Source organism: Solwaraspora sp. WMMD1047 (assembly GCF_029626155.1).
Taxonomy (GTDB): domain Bacteria; phylum Actinomycetota; class Actinomycetes; order Mycobacteriales; family Micromonosporaceae; genus WMMD1047.
In genome coordinates this window covers 4,764,458-4,786,602 of record NZ_JARUBL010000001.1, presented here as the reverse complement: position 1 = coordinate 4,786,602, position 22,145 = coordinate 4,764,458, and the positions used below count along the sequence as shown (strand labels likewise).

Here is a 22,145-nt window from a genome sequence, read left to right as displayed (position 1 = left end):
GCGGCGACCCGGCTCCGGCTGGGCCGGAACCGGGTCGCTGAGCCGCTGCTGGGGTGCTGAGGTGCCGGGGTGCTGCGCTGCCGCCGTCAGAGCGCGGAGCCGAAGGTGTCGCAGGCGGTCGGGTCGCCGCCGTCGTAACCCCGCTTGAACCACTCCTGCCGCTGCTCGGCGCTGCCGTGGGTGAACTTCGATTCGTCGATCTGGCCACCCGAGCGTTCCTGGATGGTGTCGTCGCCGATCGCGGCGGCGGTGTCCAGCCCCTCCCGGATGTCCTGCTCGGTGATGCTGGTGAAGATCTTCTGGCCGGCCTCGTCGGCGGTGCCGGTGGCGTTCTTCGCCCACGCGCCCGCGTAGCAGTCGGCCTGCAGCTCCATCATCACCGACAGCTCGTTGGCGGCGCCCGGGTCGCGCTCCTGCTGCCGGCGGACCTGCGCCTCGGTGCCGAGCAGGGTCTGCACGTGGTGGCCGTACTCGTGGGCCAGCACGTACGGCTGGGCGAATTCCCCGCTGGCGCCGAGCTGGTCAGCCAGCACCTGGTAGAAGGAGAGGTCGATGTAGACCTGCCGGTCGGCCGGGCAGTAGAACGGACCGACGCCGGAGTCGGCCTGCCCGCAGCCGGTGCTGACCGCCTGCTCGAAGAAGACCGTATCGGTCTGCTGGTACTGCTCGCCGAAGTGCTCCGGCAGCGCGGTCCGCCACCAGGCCTGGATGGAGTTGACGTAGAGCGTGTTGCGGCAGTCGAGCTGGCTGAGCGCGTCGTCGGCCGCGCAGCGCTGCTCCAGCGCCGCGTTGTCACCCTGCTCCGACCCGCCGCCGGTCATCGCGTTGAGACCGAACCCACCGCCGACCAGCAGCGCCAGCAGCGTGACGATGATCCCCGCCAGGCCGCCGCCACCGCCCGGGATCGGCAGCCCGCCCAGGCCGCCACCGCCCGAGCCGCGACGGTCGGAAATCTGACTGGTGTCGATGCGCGCGTTCTCGTTGAGCTCCATCACGACCCCGATCGGTCAGCGGGCCGGTTCTCCGGCGGCCAGTTCCTGTCTGGTGACGGCCAGTCGATACCCGATGATCTTGATTGGTAATCCGTGCCGGCCGGTCCCGCCCCGCCCGGTACACTTGTCGGCGTGCTGCGCTGCGAAGGCTGAACCGCCCCGCGCCGACGGGCCCCGAGCCCGCCGGCCGTTCCGTGTGCCCTGAGTCAGCCTTCGACCCCGAGAGCGAGTCCCACGAGATGATCACCGCAACCGGCCTGGAACTGCGCGCCGGCGCCCGGATCCTGCTGTCCGACACCACCCTGCGGGTGCAGCCCGGCGACCGGATCGGGCTGGTCGGTCGCAACGGGGCCGGCAAGACCACCACGCTCAAGGTGCTGGCCGGCGAGGGCCAGCCCTACGCGGGGCAGATCGAGCGCCGCAGCGCCGTGGGCTACCTGCCGCAGGACCCCCGGACCGGAGACCTGGGCACCACCGCCCGGGACCGGGTGCTCTCGGCCCGCGGCCTGGACCGGCTGATGGCGCAGATGAAGGAGATCGAGGAGCGGCTGGCCAGCGAGAGCGGCGACGACCGGCTGGTCCGCCGCTACGGCGCCCTGGAGGACCAGTTCGCCTCGCTGGGCGGCTACGCGGCCGAGGCCGAGGCGGCCCGGATCTGCGCCAACCTCGGGCTGCCGGACCGGGTGCTCACCCAGACCATCGGCACCCTCTCCGGCGGCCAGCGCCGCCGGATCGAGCTGGCCCGGATCCTGTTCCGGGACGCCGCCGAGGGCGGCGGCGGGACGCTGCTGCTGGACGAGCCGACGAACCACCTGGACGCCGACTCGATCACCTGGCTACGCGGGTTCCTCGCCGGGCACAAGGGCGGGCTCATCGTGATCAGCCACGACGCGGCCCTGCTGGAGGCCGTGGTCAACAAGGTCTGGTTCCTGGACGCCACCCGGTCGGTGGTCGACGTCTACAACGTCGGCTGGAAGGCGTACCAGGAGCAGCGGGAGACCGACGAGCGGCGGCGGCGCCGGGAACGGGCCAACGCCGAGAAGAAGGCCGGCGCGCTGCTAACCCAGGCGGACAAGATGCGGGCCAAGGCGACCAAGACGGTCGCGGCGCAGAACATGGCCCGCCGGGCCGAGCGGCTGCTGTCCGGGTTGGACGAGACCCGGGTCGCGGACAAGGTCGCCAAGGTGCGGTTCCCGAGCCCGGCACCGTGCGGCAAGACCCCGCTGACCGCCGACGGGCTCTCCAAGTCGTACGGGTCGCTGGAGATCTTCACCGACGTCAACGTCGCGGTGGATCGCGGCTCCCGAGTGGCGATTCTCGGCCTCAACGGGGCCGGCAAGACCACGTTGCTGCGCATTCTCGGTGGTCTACTACCGCCGGACACCGGCGAGGTCCGTCCGGGCCATGGGCTGCGGCTGGGTTACTACGCGCAGGAGCACGAGACGCTGGATGTGGATCGTAGCGTCCTCGACCACATGCGCAGCGCCGCAATTGAGCAGTCGGATACTGAACTGCGCCGAATTCTGGGCGCCTTTCTGTTCTCCGGTGACGATGTCGACAAGCCGGCCGGGGTGCTCTCCGGTGGCGAGAAGACCCGACTGGCACTTGCCACCCTGGTCTGTTCCGGTGCCAACGTCCTGCTGCTCGACGAGCCGACCAACAACCTGGATCCGGTCAGTCGTGAGCAGGTCCTGGACGCGATCGCCCGGTACCCCGGCGCGATCGTCCTGGTCACCCACGATCCCGGCGCGGTGCTGGCCCTCAAGCCGGATCGCGCCATATTGCTGCCCGACGGCGACGAGGACGCGTGGAGTGATGATCTGCTGGAACTCGTGGAGCTCGCCTGATTCTCCGCAATCACTCGATCGGGAAGTCGACAGCGCTGTGCGTGTCGGTTGGCGATGAGTTGATATCTAGCGCATGATCGTTCGAGGCGGTCTAATAGGTGGGACCGTATCGAACCGCACAGTCTGGGACGTGAGGAATCAACATGGCAGCCACCGGCACAGCCACCAGCACTGAGAAGGGTCGCCGGATCGTCGGAGCCGAGCGCCAGACGCTCGCCAAGGACCTGGTCAAGCGGTACACCTCCGGCGAGAGCATCCGTGCCCTGGCGGCCTCGACCGGCCGTTCGTACGGGTTCATCCACCGGGTGCTCACCGAGTCCGGCGTCCAGTTGCGTCAACGCGGTGGCGCCCGCCGCCGCAAGAAGGCGTGACCCGCTCATCAGGTCGCTCCGCCCTCACCCGCCGCCGGAACCTGTGGTGACCGAACCCGTCGGCGTGCGGTTGGATCGCGACGGGCCGGTCGCGACAGTGACGTTGTGCCGGCCCGACGTGCTCAACGCGCAGACCCCCCAGATGTGGTTGGCGATGCGCGACTTCGCCCGCGACCTCCCCGGCGACGTGCGGGTCGTGGTCGTCCGCGGCGAGGGCCGGGCCTTCTCCGCCGGGCTCGACCGAGCCGTGGCGGCCGGCACCGGCCCGGGCTCGGTCGCCGAGCTGACCCGGTTGCCGCCGGCCGAGTGCGCCGACCGGATCGCCGAGTTCCAGGCGGCCTTCACCTGGCTGCACCGGCCGGACCTGATCTCGGTCGCCGCCGTGCAGGGCCATGCCATCGGCGCCGGGTTCCAGTTGGCGCTCGCCTGTGACCTGCGGGTCCTGGCCGACTCCGCCACCCTGTCGATGGCCGAGGTGACGCTGGGCCTGGTGCCCGACCTGGCCGGCACCGGTCGGCTCGTGGAGCTGGTCGGCTACGCCCGGGCGCTGGAGATCTGCGTCACCGGCCGGCGGCTGGACGCCGCCGAGGCGTACCGGCTCGGGCTGGCCACCGCGGTGGTCGCGCCGGGCGAACTGGACGCCGCCGTGGCCGATCTGGTCGCGGCCGTCCTCGCCGGTAACCGCGACGCGGTGGTGGAGATCAAGGCACTGCTGGCCGGCGCCGCCGGCCGATCGAGTGCCGAGCAGCAGCGGGCCGAGCGGGAGGCGCAGACCCGCCGGCTGCGCGATCTGGCGGGTCTCGGCGAGTAGCCCGGCCGCCCCCGGTAAGGACCGCGGGGAAGATCTGGGCTTTCCCGGTGGTTGTGCCGGGTGTCTTTCCGGTCGTGCCCGCCGAGGGCCTCTCCCGGCGCTCCGCGCCCGTTCGATTCGGCTGCCCAGCGGCTGGTTGTCACAGGCGTCCGGAGAATGAACAGGTGACGGTCCGGCGACGCGATGGAGGTGGCGGGTGACCAACCCGATGGGCGGCGGCGGAATGGCCAGCTGGAGCATGCTGCGCGCCATGCGCAACCAGGACGAGCTCGGCTCGCACCGGGTCCGCAGCGGCACCAGCCGGCGCATCCTGGGTTTCGCCCGCCCGTACCGGCGCGACATCGCGGTCTTCCTGCTCACCGTGGTGCTGGCCGCGGTGATCGGCGTGGCGACGCCGGTCCTCGCCGGCGACGTGATCAACGCGATCACCCGGGGCGGCCCGGGAGCGGGCGGCACGGTGGTCCGGATCGCCTGGTTCATCGCCGCCCTGGCCGTCGCCGACGCGCTGCTCTCCCTGGTCCAGCGCTGGTACTCGGCCCGGATCGGGGAGGGGATCATCCTCGACCTGCGGACCCGGGTCTACGACCACGTGCAGCGGATGCCGGTCCAGTTCTTCACCCGTACCCAGACCGGTGCGCTGGTCAGCCGGTTGAACAACGACGTGCAGGGCGCCCAGCGGGCCTTCACCTCGACCCTGTCCGGGGTGGTCAGCAACGTCATCCAGCTGGTGCTCACCGCGGCGGTGATGTTCACCCTCTCCTGGCAGATCACGGCGCTCTCCCTGGTTCTCCTGCCGATCTTCATCATTCCGGCCCGGCGGGTCGGCAAACGGTTGGCGGAGATCACCCGCGAGTCGTACGACCTGGACGCCAAGATGAACGCCACCATGACCGAGCGGTTCGGGGTGGCCGGCGCGCTGCTGGTCAAGCTCTTCGGCCGGCCCGACGCCGAGGCGCGGCGGTTCGAGCAGCGGGCCGAGCGGGTCCGCGACATCGGCATCCAGTCGGCGATGTACTCCCGGACCTTCTTCGTGGCGATGCTGCTGGTCGCCTCCCTGGCCCAGGCCCTCACCTACGGCCTCGGCGGCTGGCTGGCGGTGACCGGGCAGGTCAGCGCCGGCACCGTGGTCACCCTGGCGCTGCTGCTGACCCGGCTCTACGGACCGCTCACCGCGCTGTCGAACGTGCGGGTCGACGTGATGAGCGCGCTGGTCTCCTTCGACCGGGTCTTCGAGGTGCTCGACCTGCGTCCCTCCATCGAGGAGCCGGCCGCGCCGGTCGCCGTGCCGCGCGGCGCCGGCCGGTTGGAGTTCGACGACGTGCACTTCCGCTACCCGACGGCGGCGGAGGTGTCGCTGGCCTCGCTGGAGGACGTGGCGACCCTGGACCGGACCGCCGCCGAGCCGGTGCTGCGCGGGGTCTCCTTCACCGTCGAGCCGGGGCAGATGGTGGCCCTGGTCGGGCCGTCCGGCGCGGGCAAGACGACCACCTCGATGCTGGTCTCCCGGATCTACGACGTGACCGAGGGCGCGGTCCGGGTCGGCGGCGTCGACGTGCGCGACGCCGACCTGCAGTCACTGCGCGACGAGATCGGTGTGGTCACCCAGGATTCCCACCTGTTCCACGAGAGCATCGCGGAAAACCTGCGGTACGCCCGGCCCGACGCGACCGACGACGATCTCTGGGCCGCGCTGCGCGGCGCCCAGGTGGAGGAGCTGATCCGGTCGCTGCCGGACGGGCTGAACACGGCGGTCGGTGAGCGTGGCTACCGCTTCTCCGGCGGGGAGAAGCAGCGCATCGCCATCGCCCGGCTGCTGCTCAAGGCGCCGTCAATCGTCATCCTGGACGAGGCGACCGCGCACCTGGACTCCGAGTCGGAGGCGGCGGTGCAGCGGGCGTTGGCCAACGCGCTCAGCGGCCGGACCGCGTTGGTGATCGCGCACCGCCTCTCCACCGTCCGCGAGGCGGACCAGATCCTGGTGCTCGACCGGGGTCGGATCGTGGAGCGCGGTCGGCACGAGGAGCTGGTCGCGGTCGGCGGCCTCTACGCCGAGCTCTACCGCACCCAGTTCGCGGTCGCCGACTCGCCGCGCCCGTTCGTGGACGCCGTCGGCCCGGAGCCGGTGGTCACCGTGCCGAGCCGCGACTACCAGCAGCCCTGACGGCGATCCGCAGCGCGGCGAAGGCGGCGGCCAGGGTGTCCGCGGTGTAGTGGGCGTTCAGGCCGCTGGGGTTCGGCAGCACCCAGAGCCCGGCGCCGGCGAGCCCGCCGGTCTGCCGGCCCACCACCGCCTGCCGCCGGCCGAACGCCGTCCGGTACGCGGTCACCCCGACCACCGCGACCCACTCCGGCCGATACCGCCGGACCTTGGCCGTCAGCTCCCGCCCGCCGGCCAGCAGCTCGTCATCGGTCAGTTCGTCGGCCCGGGCGGTGCTCCGGGCGACCAGATTGGTGATGCCCAGCCCATGGGTGAGCAGGTCGGCCTGGTCGGCCGGCCGGACCTGGTGCGGGGTGAACCCGGCCCGGTGCAGCGCCGGCCAGAACCGGTTGCCGGGACGGGCGAAGTGGTGCCCGGTGGCAGCCGAGTAGAGCCCGGGGTTGATGCCGCAGAAGAGCACCCGCAGACCGGGCGCGATGAGGTCCGGAATGGTCCGGCCGGCAGCGGCGGCCACCTGCGCCGGCGTCGGCCGCCCCGTTGTCGGTAGCCCGGCCGCCGGTCGTCGAGTCGTCGGTAGCCCAGCCGTCATAGCCGGATCGGGGCCGGTCACCGGGCTCAGAGTCCCCGGGTGGCGCCGCCGTCGACCGGGATGGTCAGCCCGGTCAGGTAGCCGGCGGCGGGGGAGAGGACGAACGCGGCCACCCGGCCGAACTCCGTCGGATCGCCGATCCGGCGCAGCGGGATCGCCGCCTCCGCCTCGGCCCGGGCCCGGTCCGGGTCACCGCTGGCAGCGAAGAGTTCGAGGTTGCGGTCGGTCAGGATCCGGCCCGGCAGCAGGCCCACGAAACGGACGCCGCGCGGGCCGTACTCGTCGGCCATGTCCTTGGATACGCCGGCGAGCCCCGGACGCAGCCCGTTGGAGATGCCGAGCCCGGCGACCGGGCTGCGGGCCGAGGTGGAGAGCACCAGGGCGATCGCGCCGCCGTCGGGCAGCGCGGCGGCGACCGTCCGGGCGGTCCGCACCGAGCCGAGGAAAACGGTCTCGAACGACGCCCGCCACTGCTCGTCGCCGACCGAGGCTGCGGTGCCGGGCGGCGGCCCGCCGACCGAGATCAACGCGCCGTCCAGCCGGCCGAAGCGGTCGCGTGCGGCGTCGACGAGCCGTTGCGGGGTCTCCGGGTCGGTCAGGTCGGCGGCCAGTCCGGCCGCCCGGTCCGCGCCGAGCTCCTCGACGACGGCGTCCACCCGGTCGGCGTCCCGGGCCGAGATGATCACCCGGGCGCCGTCGGCCACCAGGCACCGGGCGGTCGCCAGGCCCAGCCCTTTCGAGGCGCCGGTGAGCAGGTACACCCGGTCGGTCAGTCCGAGATCCATGCCGTCGATCCTGCCGCACCGCCCGAACCGGCGCCACGCGGGCGGGTCCGCCGGACCCACGGTCGCCGGGCGCACGACCTGGCGGATCACGGGCGGCGGACCGCCTCCTCGACCAGGTCCAGCACCGGGCCGAGGTCACCGGCGGGCCGGCCCATCGCCAGGTGCAGCACCAGGCCGTCGTAGGCCAGCTCCAGGAACTGGGCGAGGACGTCGATCGGGACGTCGTCGCGCAACACTCCGGCGGCCCGCTGGCGGGCGAGCCGGTCCCGGGTCGCCTCCGCGATCGCCGCCGACCGCTGCGCCCACCGCTCGGCGAAGGCCGGATCGGTCCGCAGCCGGCGGGAGACCTCCAACTGGCTGCCGAGCCAGCCGGTGGTGTCCGGCGAGACCGCCCGGGCGAGCAGGTCGCGCATCACCTGGACCAGGCCGTTGCGGGCGACGGTGGAGACCATCGTGGCGGCGTCGTCCTCGGCGACGGCGAGGAAGAGCGAGTCCTTGTCCCGGAAGTGGTGGAAGATGGCGCCTCGGGACAGCCCGGTCGCCTCCTCCAGCCGGCGGACCGTGGCGCCCTCGTAGCCGTGCCGGGCGAAGCAGGCCCGCGCCGCGCTGAGGATCTCCTGCCGACGGGCGTCGAGCTGATCCTGACTTACTCTGGGCACGGATCGATCGTGACAGGCCCCGGGCGGCGATGCAATCCGTACGTACGTCTTGGATGCTGCCCGCGGGGATCGTTGTTTACATGTTGGGACTGTTGTTCGACCGGTCACTTCCCGTAGGGTTCGCGAGTGCCGCTGCTCCTCCTCGATCTGGACAACACCCTGCTCGATCGGGCCGGGCCGTTCCGTGTCTGGGCAGAGGGGTTCCTGGCCGAGATCGGGGCTCCGCCGAGCGACATCGACTGGCTGGTCTCGGTCGACGCGGACGGATTGACCAACCGGTGGGACGTGGCCGATGCGATCCGGGACCGCTACCAGCTCCGGATCCCCTCCATCGACCTGGTCGACGCGCTGCACGACGGGGTGGTCGAGCACACCCGGCTGGACCCGCTGGTCGCCTGCGCGTTGCAGATCGCCGACGACGCGGGCTGGGTCCCCGTCGTGGTGAGCAACGGCACCATGCGGCAGCAGGACACCATGATCCGGCGAACCGGCCTGGACCGCTACATCGCCGACTGGGTGATCTCCGAGGAGGCCGGCGTCAGCAAGCCGAACCCGCGGATCTTCGCGCTCGCCGCCGAGCGGGCCCGGATGAGGTTGCGCGGCGCCTGGGTGGTCGGTGACAGCCCCGAGGCCGACATCGGCGGGGCGGCCGCGGTCGGGCTGCCCAGCGTCTGGCTGCGCCGGGGGCGCACCTGGATGGACACCCGGTTCGCGCCGACCCGCACGGTCGACGGACTGCTGCCCGCGCTGGCCACCATTCTCGGCGCCTGACCGAGCCCGCACCGCACCGCGCCGGCCGGCGCATCCCGGCTGCGGGGAATCCGGCCGGGATAATCGGTTGCCCACCCGCCGACGCTGCGCCCATACTGGCCCGCGTCACGTCGGATCCGGGTCCGCCCGGTCGAGCAGAAGGAGGTCAAGAGATGCCTGCGTTCCGCCGCGTCCCGGCCTGCCTTCTTCCGCCTCGATCAAGGGGATCCGACAGTGTACGACCACAACCACGAGCACGACTTCGACCCACCGGCGCGACCGCGCCGTAACCGCTCGCCCCGCCAGTTCGACGATGACGAACCGCGCCAGGAGAAGCGGCTCCGGCGCAGCGGGCCGACCACCATCGACACCAACGCCGACACCGATCTGCCCGAGACCGGCGACCGCTGGTCGAGCTGGGACGTCGCCGAACGCGGTCCCGAGCCGTATCCGGACTGGCTGGTCACCGAGCTGGCCGCGGTCGACACCGACCTGGGCGTGCTGAAGACCGGCAAGGAGGCCGACGTCCACCTGGTCCGCCGGGAGGTGCCGGAGACCGACCGGAGCTGCCTGCTGGCGGCAAAGCGGTACCGCGATCCCGAGCACCGGCTCTTCCACCGCGACGCCGGCTACCTGGAGGGGCGTCGGGTCCGGCGCTCGCGGGAGAACCGGGCGATGGCCGGCCGGACCACCTTCGGCCGGCAGATGATCGCCGGGCAATGGGCCCGGGCCGAGTTCGCCGCGTTGACCCGGCTCTGGCAACTCGGCCGGGAGCTGGGCACGATCGCGGTGCCGTACCCGGTCCAGCTGATCGGCACCGAACTGCTGCTCGAATTCATCGGCGATCCGGACGGCGACACCGCGGCACCCCGGCTGGCCCAGCTGCGGCCGGCCGGCCGGCAGCTGCACGGGTTGTGGGATCAGCTGCTGGACGCGCTCGTGGTGCTGGCCCGTGCCGGCCTGGCACACGGCGACCTGTCCCCGTACAACCTGCTGGTGGACGGGGAGCGGTTGGTGCTCATCGACCTGCCCCAGGTGGTGGACGTGGTCGCCAACCCGCAGGGCCGGGAGTTCCTGGCCCGGGACGTGCAGGTGGTGAGCCAGTGGTTCGTCGCGCGGGGCCTGCCGGCCGACCGGGCCGATCCGGCCGCGCTCACCGCCCGACTGCTGGCCGAGGCCGGGATGCGCTGACGACCCGGGCGACCGCGGCCGGTTCGCCGCGGTCGCCCGGGGACTCACTGCAGGTAGCGTTCCACCTCTTCGCGGGGGCGGACGCCAGCGGCCTCCGGGTCGGTGCCGGCCTGGCGTGCGGCCCGGCGGCGGCGCAGCAGGTCCCAGCACTGGTCGAGGGATTCCTCCAGGTCCCGCAGCCGGGCCCGTTCCTCCTCGCTGGTGCCCTCCACCGCCTGGGCCTGCGCCCGGAGCCGGTGCTCCTCGTCGACCAGTTCGTTGATGCGGCTCAGAATCGTGCTGTCGTCCATCCCCAGAGCCTGTCACAGGGCAACCCGGTACGCCCGTGATCCCGGGCAGCGCCGCCGGCGGGTGGCCACCCTGGTCCCGCGACGGTCCCGGTGAGCTGGTCCCGGCCGGCCTATTCCGGCACCGTTCCGGGAACCATTTCAAACCGTGGTGACAAGCGGCCGCTGATCAGCCATTCCGGTGGGCTGGGGGAACTGACATCGGACGGCCCGGACGGATTGTCGATGAAACCGGGGGTAGCCTGCCGGTCACCGTGACAATACTATGGACCGTGGTTCGGGCGGGTCGCCCGGAACCGCTCTGAAGTCCTGTCCGAGTTCCTCCACGACTCCACCCGAGTTGGCCGGCATATGCCGGCCCTGGCCCGCGTGCCCTGATATTAACTACGGGACCCACGCGTTCCGTCCGCATGCCCGGACGGGCCCGGGTTCCCCAGGATTCCACGATTCGGACCAGGAACGAGAAGAGACCTCATGATGGACCAGAACGGGTTCCCCAAACCGTTGCAGGACGCCGTCACCGTGACCACGGCCGGCGCTACCGGGGTCGCCCGCCTTGTTATTCAGGGTCTATTGGAGATAGTCGATGACCGGGCGGAGCTGCGCCGGGCCACGGACTTTCTCCGCGAAAAGCTGACCGGTTACGCCCCGATCTGGCACCTCACCCGGGCGGCGCACGGCGACGAGCCGGCATCGGCCCTGCGCCGCATCCGCGACGAGCTGGAACAGGCGGTCGACAACAGCGTCAAGGCAGCCGTCGACTGGGTCGGACGCCATGGTGGCGGGCCGGTGGCGGTGGCACCGAGCAGTTCCATCATCGACCGGGTCCTCGCCGAGCTCGGCCCGGCGCCGGCGGGCGAGCCGGCGATCGCGCTGGCCGGAGCGGACGCGATCGGCCCGGACCGGGTGCTGAACATCAAGGGCACCCTCGAACTGGCCCGGCGGCTGCCCACCCTGGTGGTCACCACCGGACTGAAGCTGGTGCCCGGCCCGGTCTTCGAGCAGCTCGGCGCGCCGGTCTTCGAGCCGATCCCGCTGCGTCAGTTCGCCGCGGTCGTGATCGATGGAGAGGTGTTCAGCCCGGCCGCCGCCGGGAGGAGAGCAGCCACACTTCGGGAGTGAACCGCGATGACCACCCCTGCCGCCCTGGAAATTCCCGCCTACCTCTCGACGCTGCCGCGCAAGCGGCTGCTGTACGCCGTGGACACCTATTTCCGGGAAGGCTTCGAGGACCTGACCCAGGTCGCCGACAGCGCCGAGCGGTTCTGTCACGACCACGCCCTGCTGCTGCTGAAGCCGGACGCGGTGGTGGGTCGGCGGCTCGGGGCGGCACTGCGGTGGGTCATCGCCAACGGGTTCACGATCGTCTGGGCGGATGCCGTGACCATCGACCGGCACGGCATCCGCGCCCTGTGGCAGTACGGGCTGAACGCCGCCAGCCGGGACCGCCGCGACGCCGCCGACCTCTACGTGACAGCCAGCGAGTGCCTGCTGGTCATCCTGGCCATGCCCGGCCGGTCCCGGGCCGCCACCCTGCTGCTCAGTGAGGCGAAGGGGCCGGCCGACCCGGTCGGCTGCCGCCCCGGCCAGCTCCGCTACGACGTCGGCAGCGTCAACTACCAGCTCAACCTGGTGCACACCGCCGACGAGCCGGCGGACCTGCTCCGCGAGTTGGCGGTGCTCTGCGACCACGAGACCCGACTCGCGCTCTACCGCCGCGCGCTGGCCGCCGCCGACCGGTCCGCGGAGGCGTTCGACCTGGTGCGGCGGCTGGAGGCGGCGACCCCGGCGGTGCGGCTCGACATCGAGCCCACCCTCGACGAGCTGGCCGCCGCCGCCCGGGCCGCCGCCGATGCGCCCGATCCGCTGCCGCACCTGCTCGCGCTGATCGCCCGGATCCGGGCCGGACAGTCGCGGGACTGGCGCCGGCTGCTGCGACTGGCCCGGGAGTGCGGCGTTCCGGTCAGCCGCTGGCAGCGCATCGTCCTCGCCACCCACCTGCTCGACCCGTACCTGCCCGGGATCGACAGCCTGCTGCCGGACGTCTCGTCGACCGCGGCCTGACGGCGCCCGTCGGGCACCGCCAGGCCGGGTACGACCTCAGGCGGTGAGCATCTTGCGGAGCACGTACTGCAGGATGCCGCCGTGCCGGTAGTAGTCGGCCTCGCCCGGGGTGTCGATCCGCAACACCGCGTCGAACTCGACCCCGGTGTCGGTGCTGACCTTCACCGTGGCCGGGATCTCGCCGTCGCCCAGCGCGGTCACCCCGCTGATCGAGAACGTCTCGGTGCCGGTCAGCCCCAGCGACTCGGCCGTCACGTCGACCGGGTACTGCAGCGGCAGCACCCCCATGCCGATCAGGTTGGAGCGGTGGATCCGCTCGTACGACTCGGCGATCACCGCCCGCACGCCGAGCAGCATGGTCCCCTTGGCCGCCCAGTCCCGCGACGACCCGGAGCCGTACTCGGCGCCGGCCAGGATGACCAGCGGGACGCCGGCGGACTGGTAGGCCACCGAGGCGTCGTAGATGCTGGTCTGCTCGCCGGTGAGGTGGTTGATCGTGAAGCCGCCCTCGACCCCGGGGACGAGCTGGTTGCGCAGCCGGATGTTGGCGAAGGTGCCGCGGATCATCACCTCGTGGTTGCCGCGCCGGGAGCCGTACGAGTTGAACTCGTGCCGGGCCACGCCCCGCTCGGCGAGGTAGTTGCCGGCGGGGGAGTCGGCCTTGATCGAGCCGGCCGGCGAGATGTGGTCGGTGGTCACCGAGTCGCCCAGCTTGGCCAGCACCCGGGCGCCGGCGATGTCGGTGACCGGCGCCGGCTCCCGGTCCATCCCCTCGAAGTACGGCGGACGCCGCACGTAGGTGGAGTCGTCCTCCCAGGTGAAGGTGTCGCCGGTCGGGGTGGGCAGCGACTGCCAGCGCTCGTCGCCGGCGAAGACGTCCGAGTACGCCTGGCCGAAGCCCTGGGCGCCGATCGCCGCGGCGATCACCTCGTCGATCTCCTTGGAGCTGGGCCAGATGTCGCGCAGGAACACCGGCTGACCGTCGGCGCCGAAGCCGATCGGCTCGTTGGCCAGGTCGATGTCCATCGTGCCGGCCAGCGCGTACGCCACCACCAGCGGCGGCGACGCGAGGTAGTTCATCTTCACGTCCGGGTTGATCCGGCCCTCGAAGTTGCGGTTGCCGGACAGCACCGAGACCACGGCCAGGTCGTTGTCGTTGACGGCGGCGGAGACCACCTCCGGCAGCGGGCCGGAGTTGCCGATGCAGGTGGTGCAGCCGTAGCCGACCAGGTGGAAACCGAGCTTCTCCAGGTACGGGGTGAGACCGGCGCGCTCGTAGTAGTCCATCACCACCTTGGAGCCGGGCGCCAGGGTGGTCTTCACCCACGGCTTGCGGGCAAGGCCCCGGTCGACGGCGTTGCGGGCCAGCAGCGCCGCGCCGATCATCACCTGCGGGTTGGAGGTGTTGGTGCAGGAGGTGATGGCCGCGATCACCACCGCGCCGTGGTCGAGCTCGTACTCCGTACCGTCGTCGGCGGTGACCCGGACCGGGTTGGCGGCCCGCCCGCCCGCGCCGGCCGCGGCGCTGATCAGGTCGCGGGGCCGGTCGGCCGGGTCGTCGGCGCCGTCGGCGGCCGGTGGGTCGCTGGCCGGGAAGGATTCGGCGCTGGCCTCGTCGGCGTGCCCGTTCACCCCGTACGGCGGATTGGTCTTGAGGCCGCCCCGGGCGGTGTCGGCGTCCGACCCGGTCTGGTCGTTGGAGACGTAGTCGGCCAGCGCGGAGCGGAACAGGGTCTTGGCGTTGCCCAGCGGCACCCGGTCCTGCGGGCGCTTCGGGCCGGCCAGCGACGGCTCGATCGTCGACAGGTCGAGTTCGAGCCGCTCGGAGTAGTTCGGCTCGCGGTCCGGGTCGTGCCAGAGCCCCTGCTCCTTGGCGTACGCCTCGACCAGCGCGACCTGCTGCTCGTCGCGGCCGGTGAGCGTCAGGTAGCGGATGGTCTCGGCGTCGATCGGGAAGATCGCGACGGTGGAGCCGTACTCGGGGGACATGTTGCCGATGGTGGCCCGGTTGGCCAGCGGCACGGCGGCCACGCCGGGGCCGTAGAACTCGACGAACTTGCCGACCACGCCGTGCCGGCGCAGCATCTCGGTGATGGTCAGCACCAGGTCGGTGGCGGTGGTGCCGGCCGGCATCTCACCGTGCAGCTTGAAGCCGACGACCCGGGGGATGAGCATGCTGACCGGCTGGCCGAGCATGGCGGCCTCCGCCTCGATGCCGCCGACGCCCCAGCCGAGCACGCCGAGGCCGTTGACCATCGTGGTGTGCGAGTCGGTGCCGACGACGGTGTCCGGGTACGCCTGACCGTTGCGCTCCATGATCGTCCGGGCCAGGTACTCGATGTTGACCTGGTGCACGATGCCGGTGCCGGGCGGGACGACCTTGAACTCGTTGAACGCCGACTGCCCCCAGCGCAGGAACTGGTAGCGCTCCTTGTTGCGCTCGTACTCCAGCTCGACGTTGCGGGCGAAGGCGTCCTGCCGGCCGAACAGGTCGGCGATCACCGAGTGGTCGATGACCAGTTCGGCGGGGGCGAGCGGGTTCACCTTGGCCGGGTCGCCGCCGAGGTCGCGGACCGCCTCCCGCATGGTGGCCAGGTCGACCACGCAGGGCACCCCGGTGAAGTCCTGCATCAGCACCCGGGCCGGGGTGAACTGGATCTCCACGCTGGGGGTGGCGTCGGGGTCCCAGCCGCCGAGCTGGTTGATGTGGTCGGCGGTGATGTTCGCGCCGTCCTCGGTGCGCAGCAGGTTCTCCAGCAGCACCTTGAGGCTGTAGGGCAGGCGGTCGTGCCCGGCCACCTTACTGATCTTGAAAATCTCGTAGCTGGCGTCACCGACGCGCAGCTGGGTCTTCGCACCGAAGGTGTCGAGGCTCGCCACGTCGTACTCCCTCACGCTGTTTTCGTCATCGGCCGAAATGTCGCCGCCGGTCGGGGGCGCTACCCGTGCCGGGGTGGTGGTTCGCGTCTTCCTCAGCAGTCTTTCGTACCTGTTACCGCACCGCCGGGCTGAGGTAACACTTACCGCCGACCCGGTCCAACAAAACCGTACGTCCGTCTTGCTAACCGCGCAACCCCGCGCGGTCGTGGATCTTGGTACGAAACGGCCCTTATGGGGGGCCATCGGCTACCAAGATCGGGTCTTTCCTGTGGGTCGCGCGTTGGTAGGCTGCGTCGCAGTTTCGGGGCGGGGTGGGAGTGCGATGCCGGTGCGCGGGTGGCGGGTGGGCGGGGCCGTGGGATTGGCTGTCGCGTTGCTGGTCGGCGGATGCGGGGCGTCGGGCGGCGCCGACCGCGGTGGGGTGCCGCTCGGCGGCGAGAGCGAACTGGTCTCGGCGGAGAGCGGTCAGGCCGACGGAGCGCCGGGCGATCCGGCCGCGGTGGCAGGGCCCACACCCGCAACGACCGGGACGGCCGGGACGGCCGCGGAGCGCGCCGGGCAGGCGGCGACCCCGGCCGTCGGGCAGCCGCCCCGCCGGCCGAAGGTGGTACGCGACCAGGGCGCGCCGATCCGCAAGGACCTCCCACCGCCGATGCCGCAGCCGTCGCCGACCGACTGCCGGCCGACCTACGTCGGGCCGCAGGCCACCCGTGCCGAGGTGAAGGCGGTCCTGACCGACGCCGCCGGGCGTGTCTACCTGCCGGTCTCGGCGCCGCACCTGCGGGTGCCGCTGGACCTGATCAAGGCGGTGGCCTGGCAGGAGAGCGGTTGGCAGTCCAACATCGTCGCCTGCGACGGCGGAGTCGGGCTGATGCAGGTGATGCCGGCGACCGCCGACTGGATGAACGAGATCTTCGACGAGTCCTACGATCTGCACGACTACCGAGACAACGCGCCGCTCGGCGCCAACTACCTCGCCTGGCTGATCAGGTTCTTCGCCGACTCCTACTTCGGCGGCGCCTACGCGCTGACCGCCGCCGACTGCGCCGGCAGCACCGACCACTGCCTGCTGAACCTGGTGATCGCCGCCTACAACTACGGCCCGTACGCGGTCGACACCGACCAGGGCCTGGTCATCCCGAACCCGCAGTACGTGCGAAACGTGCGGGCGCTGATGACCGAGTGCGTCTGCCTCAGCTTCTGACCGGTCCGGTTCCGACCGGTCCGGCCTGCTCCGGCACCGGGCCGGCCACGGCGCGCGCCCGGGTGATGAGGTCGAGCGCCTCGTCGCCGCCGACCGGCCGGGGCGGCTCGGGCCGCAGCGCGGCCAGCCGGTCCAGGTACCCGCGCAGGCCGCTGATCGGCCGTAGCTCCTCGTCGCGCAGCGCGACCGCCGTCACGTCGCGGTGCGGGTCGGCCAGCACCGCCCGCCCGATCGTCACCTCGGCCAACGCGAGATGCTCCCCGCCGAGGGTGGCGTAGAGGCAGGCCGCGTTGTAGAGGGTGCGCATGCTCGCGGCCGGCGACACCCCGGCCGCCGCGAGTTCCGCGGTCACCGTCTTCGCGGCGGCCGACCCGCCGGCCAGCAACAGACACTTGAGGCGCCGCACCCGCAGCCGTTCCCGGTCGTCGGCCAACTCCGCCGGCACGCCGTTGTCGCTCCCGGCCGGAGAGTGGTCGGCCCCGGTCAGGTCACGGGCGGCCGGATTACGGAGGGCGGGCACGGCGACCACCCGACCCGGGTTGGCGGCCAGCGCGTTCTCCGCCTGCCGCCACTCCCGTACCGCGCGACCGAACTGGCGGCGGGCCTCCTCCGGGCGACCCTCCCGCTGGTGGACCCGGGCGAGTTGTTCGCGGACCCCCGCCAGGATCTCCCACGGTCGGTGGTACCCGTTGAGCCCCTCGGCCGCCAGCGTGAGCTCGGCGACGGCGTCCTCGCCGAACGCGATCGCGTACGGCGGGAAGTCCTCCATCGCGGTCCGGCCCAGCCCGCCCGCGAACAGCCGGCGCAGGCCCAGCCGGACGGTCGTCGGGGTACGCCACGGCCAGCGGCGCGTCGGCCGGATGACCAGCCGCAGGGTCAGCAGATGCAGGGCGATCCACCGGGCGGCCGGCTCGATCAGCGCCACCATCCGCTCCTGGACCTGCTCTTCCTGCTCCTCCTGCCCCTGCTGGACCTGCTCCGGCTCGGCGGATCGGGTAGCCGGTTGCTCGGCGGTCGGCGGCGCGCTGGGTGGGGTGACCGGCGGACCGGCGGGTGGTTCCCAGAAGGTGGTGGTGGCGATGGCGGGACCGTCCAGGTGGGACAGTTCCAGGGCCAGGCCGAGACGGGGTCGCCGGTCCGCGCCCCGGGTCAACGGGGACACCCGGACCCGGTAGCCGCGCCGCCGGGGCAGCGCGGCCGACATCGCGCCCAGCAGCCCCTCCGCCTGCTGGGGTGCGATCACCCGCAGGCCCTGCGCCATCGTCGCGAGGGCGTCCTCGGCGGCCCCGCTGATCGCCGCCTCGGCGTGGTTCATGGTCAGATCGACCGGTACCCGGCCGAGGGCGACGTCCCGGCCGAGGACACCGTCGACGATGTGCCGGGCGTCGTGCCGCTGGGCGAACAGCGCCGCCCGGACCCGCTGCCGCAGCCAGGGGGAGAGGCTGGCGGTCGGCGCCTGGCGGTCGGTGCCGGCGACGGTGAGCGGCTCGATGTCGGCGATCACCACCTGCTCGTGCCGGCGGGACCGGACGGCGTTCGCCACCCCGATCAGCACCACCAGGGCGGCCATCAGGGTCAGTACGCCGATCGCGACCTGGGTGACGGCGTCGGCGAGCTCAGCGACCCGGGTCGCGACGTCGGCCACGTCAGGACCAGGTGTCGTCGAGCGGTTCCACGTCGTCGAGGGCCTTCGAGTCCACTCCGGGCGGCCGGATGCGTTGCTGGTCGGGGGGCGACGTCGACGGAGTCGGCCCGCCGCCCCAGCCGCCGGTCGCGCGGTCGGTCCACGGTGCGTACCCGGGGTCGTCGGCGACGGTGTCGTCGATCACCAGCTCCGCCGGTCGGTCCGACGGGACGCGGGTGCCCAGGCGGCGTACCTCCTCGGCGAGCATGATCGGGTCCGCGCCGCCGCCGGACTGGAGGTCGCGCAGCCGGGCGCCGTCCTCTTCGGTCAGTTCGTAGTGGGCGTCACCGACGATTCGTACGATCACCTGTCGCTCCGAGCGGGTTCGCAGTTGGCGGTCGGTAGCGGACCGCGTTGCCTCCGATACGGTACCGAGAGGCCCGCCACAGCTCACCCCGCCCTGTCGCGTGCGATCACTCGGCGTACGGGTCGGTGATCTCCCGCAGCGCGGTCAGCGCGCGGCGGAGCTGGGCCATCCCACGCTCCCCGAGGTGGTCGGCCCACTCGCGCTCGACCTGGTCGGCGGCGGCCCGCGCGACCGGGAGGACAGCCTGACCACGGCCGACGATCCGGACCAGCCGGGCGCGGGCGTCGGTGGGGTCCGGCACCCGTTCGACATAGCCGGTGCGTTCCAGCTGGTCCACCAGAAACCCGGCGGTCTGCTTGGTCACCTGGGCCTGCTCGGCGAGCTCGGTCAGCCGGGTGCCGGCCGGTCCGATCCGGGACATGAGCCGGCCCTGGGCCCGGGTGAAGTCGGTGAAGCCGGCGTCCGCCAGCGCCGAGAAGACCCGGTTCTCCATCGCCCGGTGGGCGATGAACATCAGCACCCCGACGTTCAGGTCGTCGTCGACCATGGACACTCCCTTGAGTTGATCAGAGAGGCTGACTAGTATCGTCAGATAATCTTACCAATAAGGGGTGGCCGGATGGATCGGGAACAGCAGTGGCAGGCGATCGCCGCCGAACGGACCAGCCTCGCTGACCTGCTCGAAGATCGACCGCCGGCCGACTGGGACCGGCCGTCGCTCTGCGCCGACTGGCGGGTCCGGGACGTCGTCGCGCACCTGATCGTCGCGGCCGATCTGCGGCCGCTGCCCGCCACGATCGAGCTCATCCGGGCCGGCGGCAGCTTCAACCGGATGGTCCGCGACAGCGCCCGGCGTCGGGCCGACCGCCAGCCCGGGACCCTGCTGGCCGAGCTGCGGGCGGTCTCGGACGCCCGCCGGGTGCCGCCCGGCACCGGCCCCGAGAACCTGCTGATGGATGTCCTCGTGCACGGCCAGGACATCGCCATCCCGCTGGGACTGGACCGGCCGATGCCGGTGGCGGCGGCCCGAGCGGCCGCCGACCGGCTCTGGGCGATCGGCTTCCCGTTCCACGCCCGCCGCCGGTTCGGCGGCTACCGGCTGGCCGCGACCGACACCGACTGGACCCGGGGCGACGGCCCGGCGGTCGAAGGGCCGATCGACGCCCTGCTCCTGCTGCTGGCCGGCCGGACGGCCAGCCTTCCCCGGCTCGCGGGTGACGGCGCGACCGAACTCTCCACCCGCCTCTCCGCCCGCGGGCCGACCACCTGACCGCGGACCACCTGACCACCGACCACCGACGATCCGGACCGTCCGCCTACCGCCGACCACCGACGATTCGGACGGCACCGTCGGTGACCGACCTGTGGCCGGTGACGGCGAGTGGTCGACCGGCTGCCGACCGGGAGGTTGGCCGGCCCGATCGACGGTGCCAGGTGCGCGGACTACCATGCACCGGTGCCCGGTCAACGGATCCGAATCCCGCTCGTCGCACTCCTCGCCGGCCTGCTTATCGCACCCACGGTGACGGCCTGCACCTCCGACGGTGACGACTCGGACGGCGGCCCGGAGCTGACGGTCACCCAGCTCGACCGGGCGCTGTGGCGGGCGGACGAACTGGGCGAGGCGTGGACGGACCGGGTCACCGACGACGGGACGCCGGCGCCGCCGGTGCTCACCGACTGGTGTGACGGGGTGCAGCAGCGCGACGTGCCCGGCGACGCCAAGGTCAGCCAGGTCCGGCTGCTGGCCAAGGGGACCACCGGCACCGACTGGCTGGACCAGACGGCGCTCGTCTACCCGGACGCGGAGGCGGCCGAGGCGGCGCTGGCGCAGATGCGCGAGCAGGCGACGGCCTGTCCGGCCAGCACCGCCGTGCCCCGCCAGACGCTCGGCCCGGACAGTTCCATCGACGCGCACACCCGAACCGTCGCGGTCAGCGACGTGACGGTACGCGACTGGCACGGCTTCGTCTCGGCGATCGCCTCGGAGTACACCCAGGCCGACGCGGCCCGGGGGGACAACCGGGTGTTCGCGCTGAACCGTGGCAACGCCGTGCTGGTCATCCTGCTGGGCACCCTGCGGGCCGGCAGCGAGACCCGGATGAACTGGACGTCGGTCACCGGGTCGCTCGTCGAACCGATCCTGGCCCGGGCCGACGGCGAGGACCCGGCGCCACCGTCCCCCACCGCCACCGGCTGAGCCCGCCCACGCCCCGCTCGCCACGCCGGCCAGCCGCTGCCGGGCCGGGCTTCGGCCGGAGCCTGCCGCCCGCGTCGGGCCTACGGCTGGTAACGGGTGGCGTCACGGCTGCGGCTGGCCGCCAGCGGCGTCTACGGCTGCGGCTGGCCGCCAGCGGCGTCTACGGCTGCGGCTGGCCGCCAGCGGCGTCTACGGCTGCGGCTGGTCGCCGGCGGCGTCTACGGCTGCGGCTGGTCGCCGGCGGCGTCTACGGCTGCGGCTGGTCGCCGGCGGCCGGCGAGGCGGCCTCCGCGTGCCGGTCGCGCAGCCGTGACCTGATCTCCTCCGGCGTGTACGCCCGCCGCCGCCGTTCGGCCCGGGCGATGACCACCCCGGTCGCCGCCACACCGACCACGCTCGCCAGGCCGAGCACCTTCCACCACCGCATCGGCCCAGCCTAGTGGAGCGACGCTCAGCCGGCCGGGTGCCGGGTGGACGGCTAGGGTGGTCGGGTGCCCGGCGACAGCATCAGCCTCGATGAGGCGCTCGACCTGACCCGTACCGGAGACGTCTGGGTGTTCCGGGGGCGTACGGTCCCGGACCGGGCCATCCAGTTGACCACCAACAGCCCGGTCAACCACGTCGGCATGTCCGTGGTGATCGACGACCTGCCGCCGCTGATGTGGCACGCCGAACTGGGCCGGTCGCTGCCGGACCTGTGGGCCGGCGGGCACCACCGGGGCGTCCAGCTGCACGACCTGCGCGACGCGGTCTGCGTCTGGGCCAACCGGTACGGCCAGCGGGCCTGGCTGCGGCAGCTGGAACCGCCGGTGGACCGGACGATGGAGGACGCCGTGCTGCGTACCATCGCCCGGCTGGACGGCACCCCGTTCCCGTCCACCGCGCAGCTCGCCCTCCGCTGGCTGCGCGGCCGGGTCCCGGCACCGGGCGAACTACCGGGCATCAGCAGGCTGTCGGGAGTCCGGAAGCTGCCGGAGCTGCGCCGGCTCCCGGACGTGCGGCGGATTCCGGGGCTGCGCAAACTGCCGCGACCGCAGCACGGCGGACCGGCCGAGGCCGGCGACCGCGAGCCGGGCGGCGAGCGTCGGTCGGGCGGTGACCGTCAGCCGAGCGGCGAGCGTCAGCCGAGCGGCGAGCGCCAGCCGAGCGGCGAGCGCCAGTCGGGCGGCGACCTGGAGACCGCGTACTGCGCGGAGGTCGTCGCCGTCACCTACGAGGCGATGGGATTGCTGCCGCCGGGGCGCCGGCCCAACTGGTACGACCCCGGCCGGTTCTGGAGCGGCGACGACCTGGACCTGACCGGGGGCGCCAGGCTGGGCAGCGAGATCACGGTACGCACGCCGCCGCGCTGATCAGGCGCTACGCT

The 22,145-nt window shown here is 72.6% G+C and carries 22 protein-coding genes; 12 read left to right on the top strand and 10 right to left on the bottom strand.

Going from position 1 to position 22,145, the window contains the following annotated elements; all coding sequences use genetic code 11:
- Window positions 1-86: 86 nt before the first annotated feature.
- A complete protein-coding gene (locus O7627_RS21710; RefSeq protein ID WP_278095336.1) occupies window positions 87-992 on the bottom strand; it encodes a neutral zinc metallopeptidase in 906 nt (301 codons plus the stop codon).
- Window positions 993-1,231: 239 nt separating this feature from the next.
- Here O7627_RS21710 and O7627_RS21705 point away from each other — a divergent pair, with 239 nt between their 5' ends.
- The 4 genes from O7627_RS21705 to O7627_RS21690 all read left to right on the top strand — a co-directional run bounded on the left by O7627_RS21705 (window position 1,232) and on the right by O7627_RS21690 (window position 6,182).
- Entirely contained in the window at window positions 1,232-2,839 is a 1,608-nt protein-coding gene (locus O7627_RS21705; RefSeq protein ID WP_278095335.1) for an ABC-F family ATP-binding cassette domain-containing protein, read from the top strand.
- A 143-nt stretch (window positions 2,840-2,982) separates the two neighbouring features.
- The gene (locus O7627_RS21700; RefSeq protein WP_007462679.1) at window positions 2,983-3,210 is read left to right on the top strand and encodes a helix-turn-helix domain-containing protein; all 228 of its coding nucleotides are present in this window, start codon (window positions 2,983-2,985) and stop codon (window positions 3,208-3,210) included.
- Window positions 3,211-3,253: 43 nt separating this feature from the next.
- Window positions 3,254-4,021 (top strand): enoyl-CoA hydratase/isomerase family protein, encoded by a 768-nt coding sequence (locus O7627_RS21695; protein ID WP_278095334.1) that lies wholly within the window; start codon window positions 3,254-3,256, stop codon window positions 4,019-4,021.
- Between the two features lie 208 nt (window positions 4,022-4,229).
- Window positions 4,230-6,182: an ABC transporter ATP-binding protein gene (locus O7627_RS21690; RefSeq protein WP_278098369.1), complete on the top strand. Its 1,953-nt coding sequence runs from the start codon at window positions 4,230-4,232 to the stop codon at window positions 6,180-6,182.
- On the opposite strand, the gene mug is transcribed toward O7627_RS21690, so the two are convergent.
- From mug to O7627_RS21675, 3 genes are all read right to left on the bottom strand, one after another.
- Window positions 6,148-6,768, bottom strand: a complete 621-nt coding sequence (mug, locus tag O7627_RS21685; protein ID WP_278095333.1) for a G/U mismatch-specific DNA glycosylase — start codon at window positions 6,766-6,768, stop codon at window positions 6,148-6,150. The genes O7627_RS21690 and mug overlap by 35 nt on opposite strands.
- Before the next feature lie 26 nt (window positions 6,769-6,794).
- Entirely contained in the window at window positions 6,795-7,553 is a 759-nt protein-coding gene (locus tag O7627_RS21680; RefSeq protein WP_278095332.1) for an SDR family oxidoreductase, read from the bottom strand.
- A gap of 86 nt (window positions 7,554-7,639) precedes the next feature.
- On the bottom strand, window positions 7,640-8,212 hold the full coding sequence (locus O7627_RS21675) for a TetR/AcrR family transcriptional regulator (protein WP_278095331.1): 573 nt from the start codon (window positions 8,210-8,212) through the stop codon (window positions 7,640-7,642).
- Window positions 8,213-8,338: 126 nt separating this feature from the next.
- Here O7627_RS21675 and O7627_RS21670 point away from each other — a divergent pair, with 126 nt between their 5' ends.
- Entirely contained in the window at window positions 8,339-8,983 is a 645-nt protein-coding gene (locus O7627_RS21670) for an HAD-IA family hydrolase (protein WP_278095330.1), read from the top strand.
- Between the two features lie 213 nt (window positions 8,984-9,196).
- A complete protein-coding gene (locus O7627_RS21665; RefSeq protein WP_278095329.1) occupies window positions 9,197-10,153 on the top strand; it encodes an RIO1 family regulatory kinase/ATPase in 957 nt (318 codons plus the stop codon).
- A 44-nt stretch (window positions 10,154-10,197) separates the two neighbouring features.
- Here the strand turns inward: O7627_RS21665 and O7627_RS21660 are convergent, their stop codons facing one another.
- The gene (locus tag O7627_RS21660) at window positions 10,198-10,443 is read right to left on the bottom strand and encodes a DUF2630 family protein (RefSeq protein WP_278095328.1); all 246 of its coding nucleotides are present in this window, start codon (window positions 10,441-10,443) and stop codon (window positions 10,198-10,200) included.
- A gap of 471 nt (window positions 10,444-10,914) precedes the next feature.
- Here O7627_RS21660 and O7627_RS21655 point away from each other — a divergent pair, with 471 nt between their 5' ends.
- A complete protein-coding gene (locus O7627_RS21655; RefSeq protein ID WP_278095327.1) occupies window positions 10,915-11,562 on the top strand; it encodes a hypothetical protein in 648 nt (215 codons plus the stop codon).
- A 6-nt stretch (window positions 11,563-11,568) separates the two neighbouring features.
- Window positions 11,569-12,504 (top strand): nucleoside-diphosphate kinase, encoded by a 936-nt coding sequence (locus O7627_RS21650; protein ID WP_278095326.1) that lies wholly within the window; start codon window positions 11,569-11,571, stop codon window positions 12,502-12,504.
- A gap of 36 nt (window positions 12,505-12,540) precedes the next feature.
- On the opposite strand, the gene O7627_RS21645 is transcribed toward O7627_RS21650, so the two are convergent.
- Window positions 12,541-15,399 (bottom strand): aconitate hydratase, encoded by a 2,859-nt coding sequence (locus O7627_RS21645; RefSeq protein ID WP_278095325.1) that lies wholly within the window; start codon window positions 15,397-15,399, stop codon window positions 12,541-12,543.
- Window positions 15,400-15,739: 340 nt separating this feature from the next.
- On the opposite strand from O7627_RS21645, the gene O7627_RS21640 reads away from it, so the two are divergent.
- Window positions 15,740-16,588: a lytic transglycosylase domain-containing protein gene (locus O7627_RS21640; protein ID WP_278095324.1), complete on the top strand. Its 849-nt coding sequence runs from the start codon at window positions 15,740-15,742 to the stop codon at window positions 16,586-16,588.
- On the opposite strand, the gene O7627_RS21635 is transcribed toward O7627_RS21640, so the two are convergent.
- From O7627_RS21635 to O7627_RS21625, 3 genes are all read right to left on the bottom strand, one after another.
- The gene (locus tag O7627_RS21635) at window positions 16,578-18,233 is read right to left on the bottom strand and encodes a hypothetical protein (RefSeq protein WP_278095323.1); all 1,656 of its coding nucleotides are present in this window, start codon (window positions 18,231-18,233) and stop codon (window positions 16,578-16,580) included. The genes O7627_RS21640 and O7627_RS21635 overlap by 11 nt on opposite strands.
- Window position 18,234: 1 nt before the next feature.
- A complete protein-coding gene (locus tag O7627_RS21630) occupies window positions 18,235-18,579 on the bottom strand; it encodes a hypothetical protein (RefSeq protein WP_278095322.1) in 345 nt (114 codons plus the stop codon).
- Between the two features lie 106 nt (window positions 18,580-18,685).
- Window positions 18,686-19,126: a MarR family transcriptional regulator gene (locus O7627_RS21625; RefSeq protein ID WP_278095321.1), complete on the bottom strand. Its 441-nt coding sequence runs from the start codon at window positions 19,124-19,126 to the stop codon at window positions 18,686-18,688.
- A 72-nt stretch (window positions 19,127-19,198) separates the two neighbouring features.
- Here O7627_RS21625 and O7627_RS21620 point away from each other — a divergent pair, with 72 nt between their 5' ends.
- Window positions 19,199-19,849, top strand: coding sequence for a maleylpyruvate isomerase family mycothiol-dependent enzyme (locus O7627_RS21620; RefSeq protein ID WP_278095320.1), 651 nt, complete (start codon window positions 19,199-19,201; stop codon window positions 19,847-19,849).
- 186 nt (window positions 19,850-20,035) lie between these two features.
- Window positions 20,036-20,779: a hypothetical protein gene (locus O7627_RS21615; RefSeq protein WP_278095319.1), complete on the top strand. Its 744-nt coding sequence runs from the start codon at window positions 20,036-20,038 to the stop codon at window positions 20,777-20,779.
- A 247-nt stretch (window positions 20,780-21,026) separates the two neighbouring features.
- On the opposite strand, the gene O7627_RS21610 is transcribed toward O7627_RS21615, so the two are convergent.
- The gene (locus tag O7627_RS21610) at window positions 21,027-21,206 is read right to left on the bottom strand and encodes a hypothetical protein (RefSeq protein WP_278095318.1); all 180 of its coding nucleotides are present in this window, start codon (window positions 21,204-21,206) and stop codon (window positions 21,027-21,029) included.
- Between the two features lie 64 nt (window positions 21,207-21,270).
- Between O7627_RS21610 and O7627_RS21605 the strand changes: the two genes are divergently transcribed.
- Window positions 21,271-22,131: a hypothetical protein gene (locus O7627_RS21605; protein ID WP_278095317.1), complete on the top strand. Its 861-nt coding sequence runs from the start codon at window positions 21,271-21,273 to the stop codon at window positions 22,129-22,131.
- The last annotated feature ends 14 nt before the right edge of the window (window positions 22,132-22,145 follow it).

Coding starts and splice junctions, on each gene's coding strand:
- O7627_RS21710 (WP_278095336.1), bottom strand. CDS start 992: ATGGAGCTCAACGAGAACGCGCGCATCGACACCAGTCAGATTTCCGAC.
- O7627_RS21705 (WP_278095335.1), top strand. CDS start 1,232: ATGATCACCGCAACCGGCCTGGAACTGCGCGCCGGCGCCCGGATCCTG.
- O7627_RS21700 (WP_007462679.1), top strand. CDS start 2,983: ATGGCAGCCACCGGCACAGCCACCAGCACTGAGAAGGGTCGCCGGATC.
- O7627_RS21690 (WP_278098369.1), top strand. CDS start 4,230: ATGGGCGGCGGCGGAATGGCCAGCTGGAGCATGCTGCGCGCCATGCGC.
- mug (WP_278095333.1), bottom strand. CDS start 6,768: ATGACGGCTGGGCTACCGACGACTCGACGACCGGCGGCCGGGCTACCG.
- O7627_RS21680 (WP_278095332.1), bottom strand. CDS start 7,553: ATGGATCTCGGACTGACCGACCGGGTGTACCTGCTCACCGGCGCCTCG.
- O7627_RS21660 (WP_278095328.1), bottom strand. CDS start 10,443: ATGGACGACAGCACGATTCTGAGCCGCATCAACGAACTGGTCGACGAG.
- O7627_RS21655 (WP_278095327.1), top strand. CDS start 10,915: ATGATGGACCAGAACGGGTTCCCCAAACCGTTGCAGGACGCCGTCACC.
- O7627_RS21650 (WP_278095326.1), top strand. CDS start 11,569: ATGACCACCCCTGCCGCCCTGGAAATTCCCGCCTACCTCTCGACGCTG.
- O7627_RS21625 (WP_278095321.1), bottom strand. CDS start 19,126: ATGGTCGACGACGACCTGAACGTCGGGGTGCTGATGTTCATCGCCCAC.
- O7627_RS21620 (WP_278095320.1), top strand. CDS start 19,199: ATGGATCGGGAACAGCAGTGGCAGGCGATCGCCGCCGAACGGACCAGC.
- O7627_RS21610 (WP_278095318.1), bottom strand. CDS start 21,206: ATGCGGTGGTGGAAGGTGCTCGGCCTGGCGAGCGTGGTCGGTGTGGCG.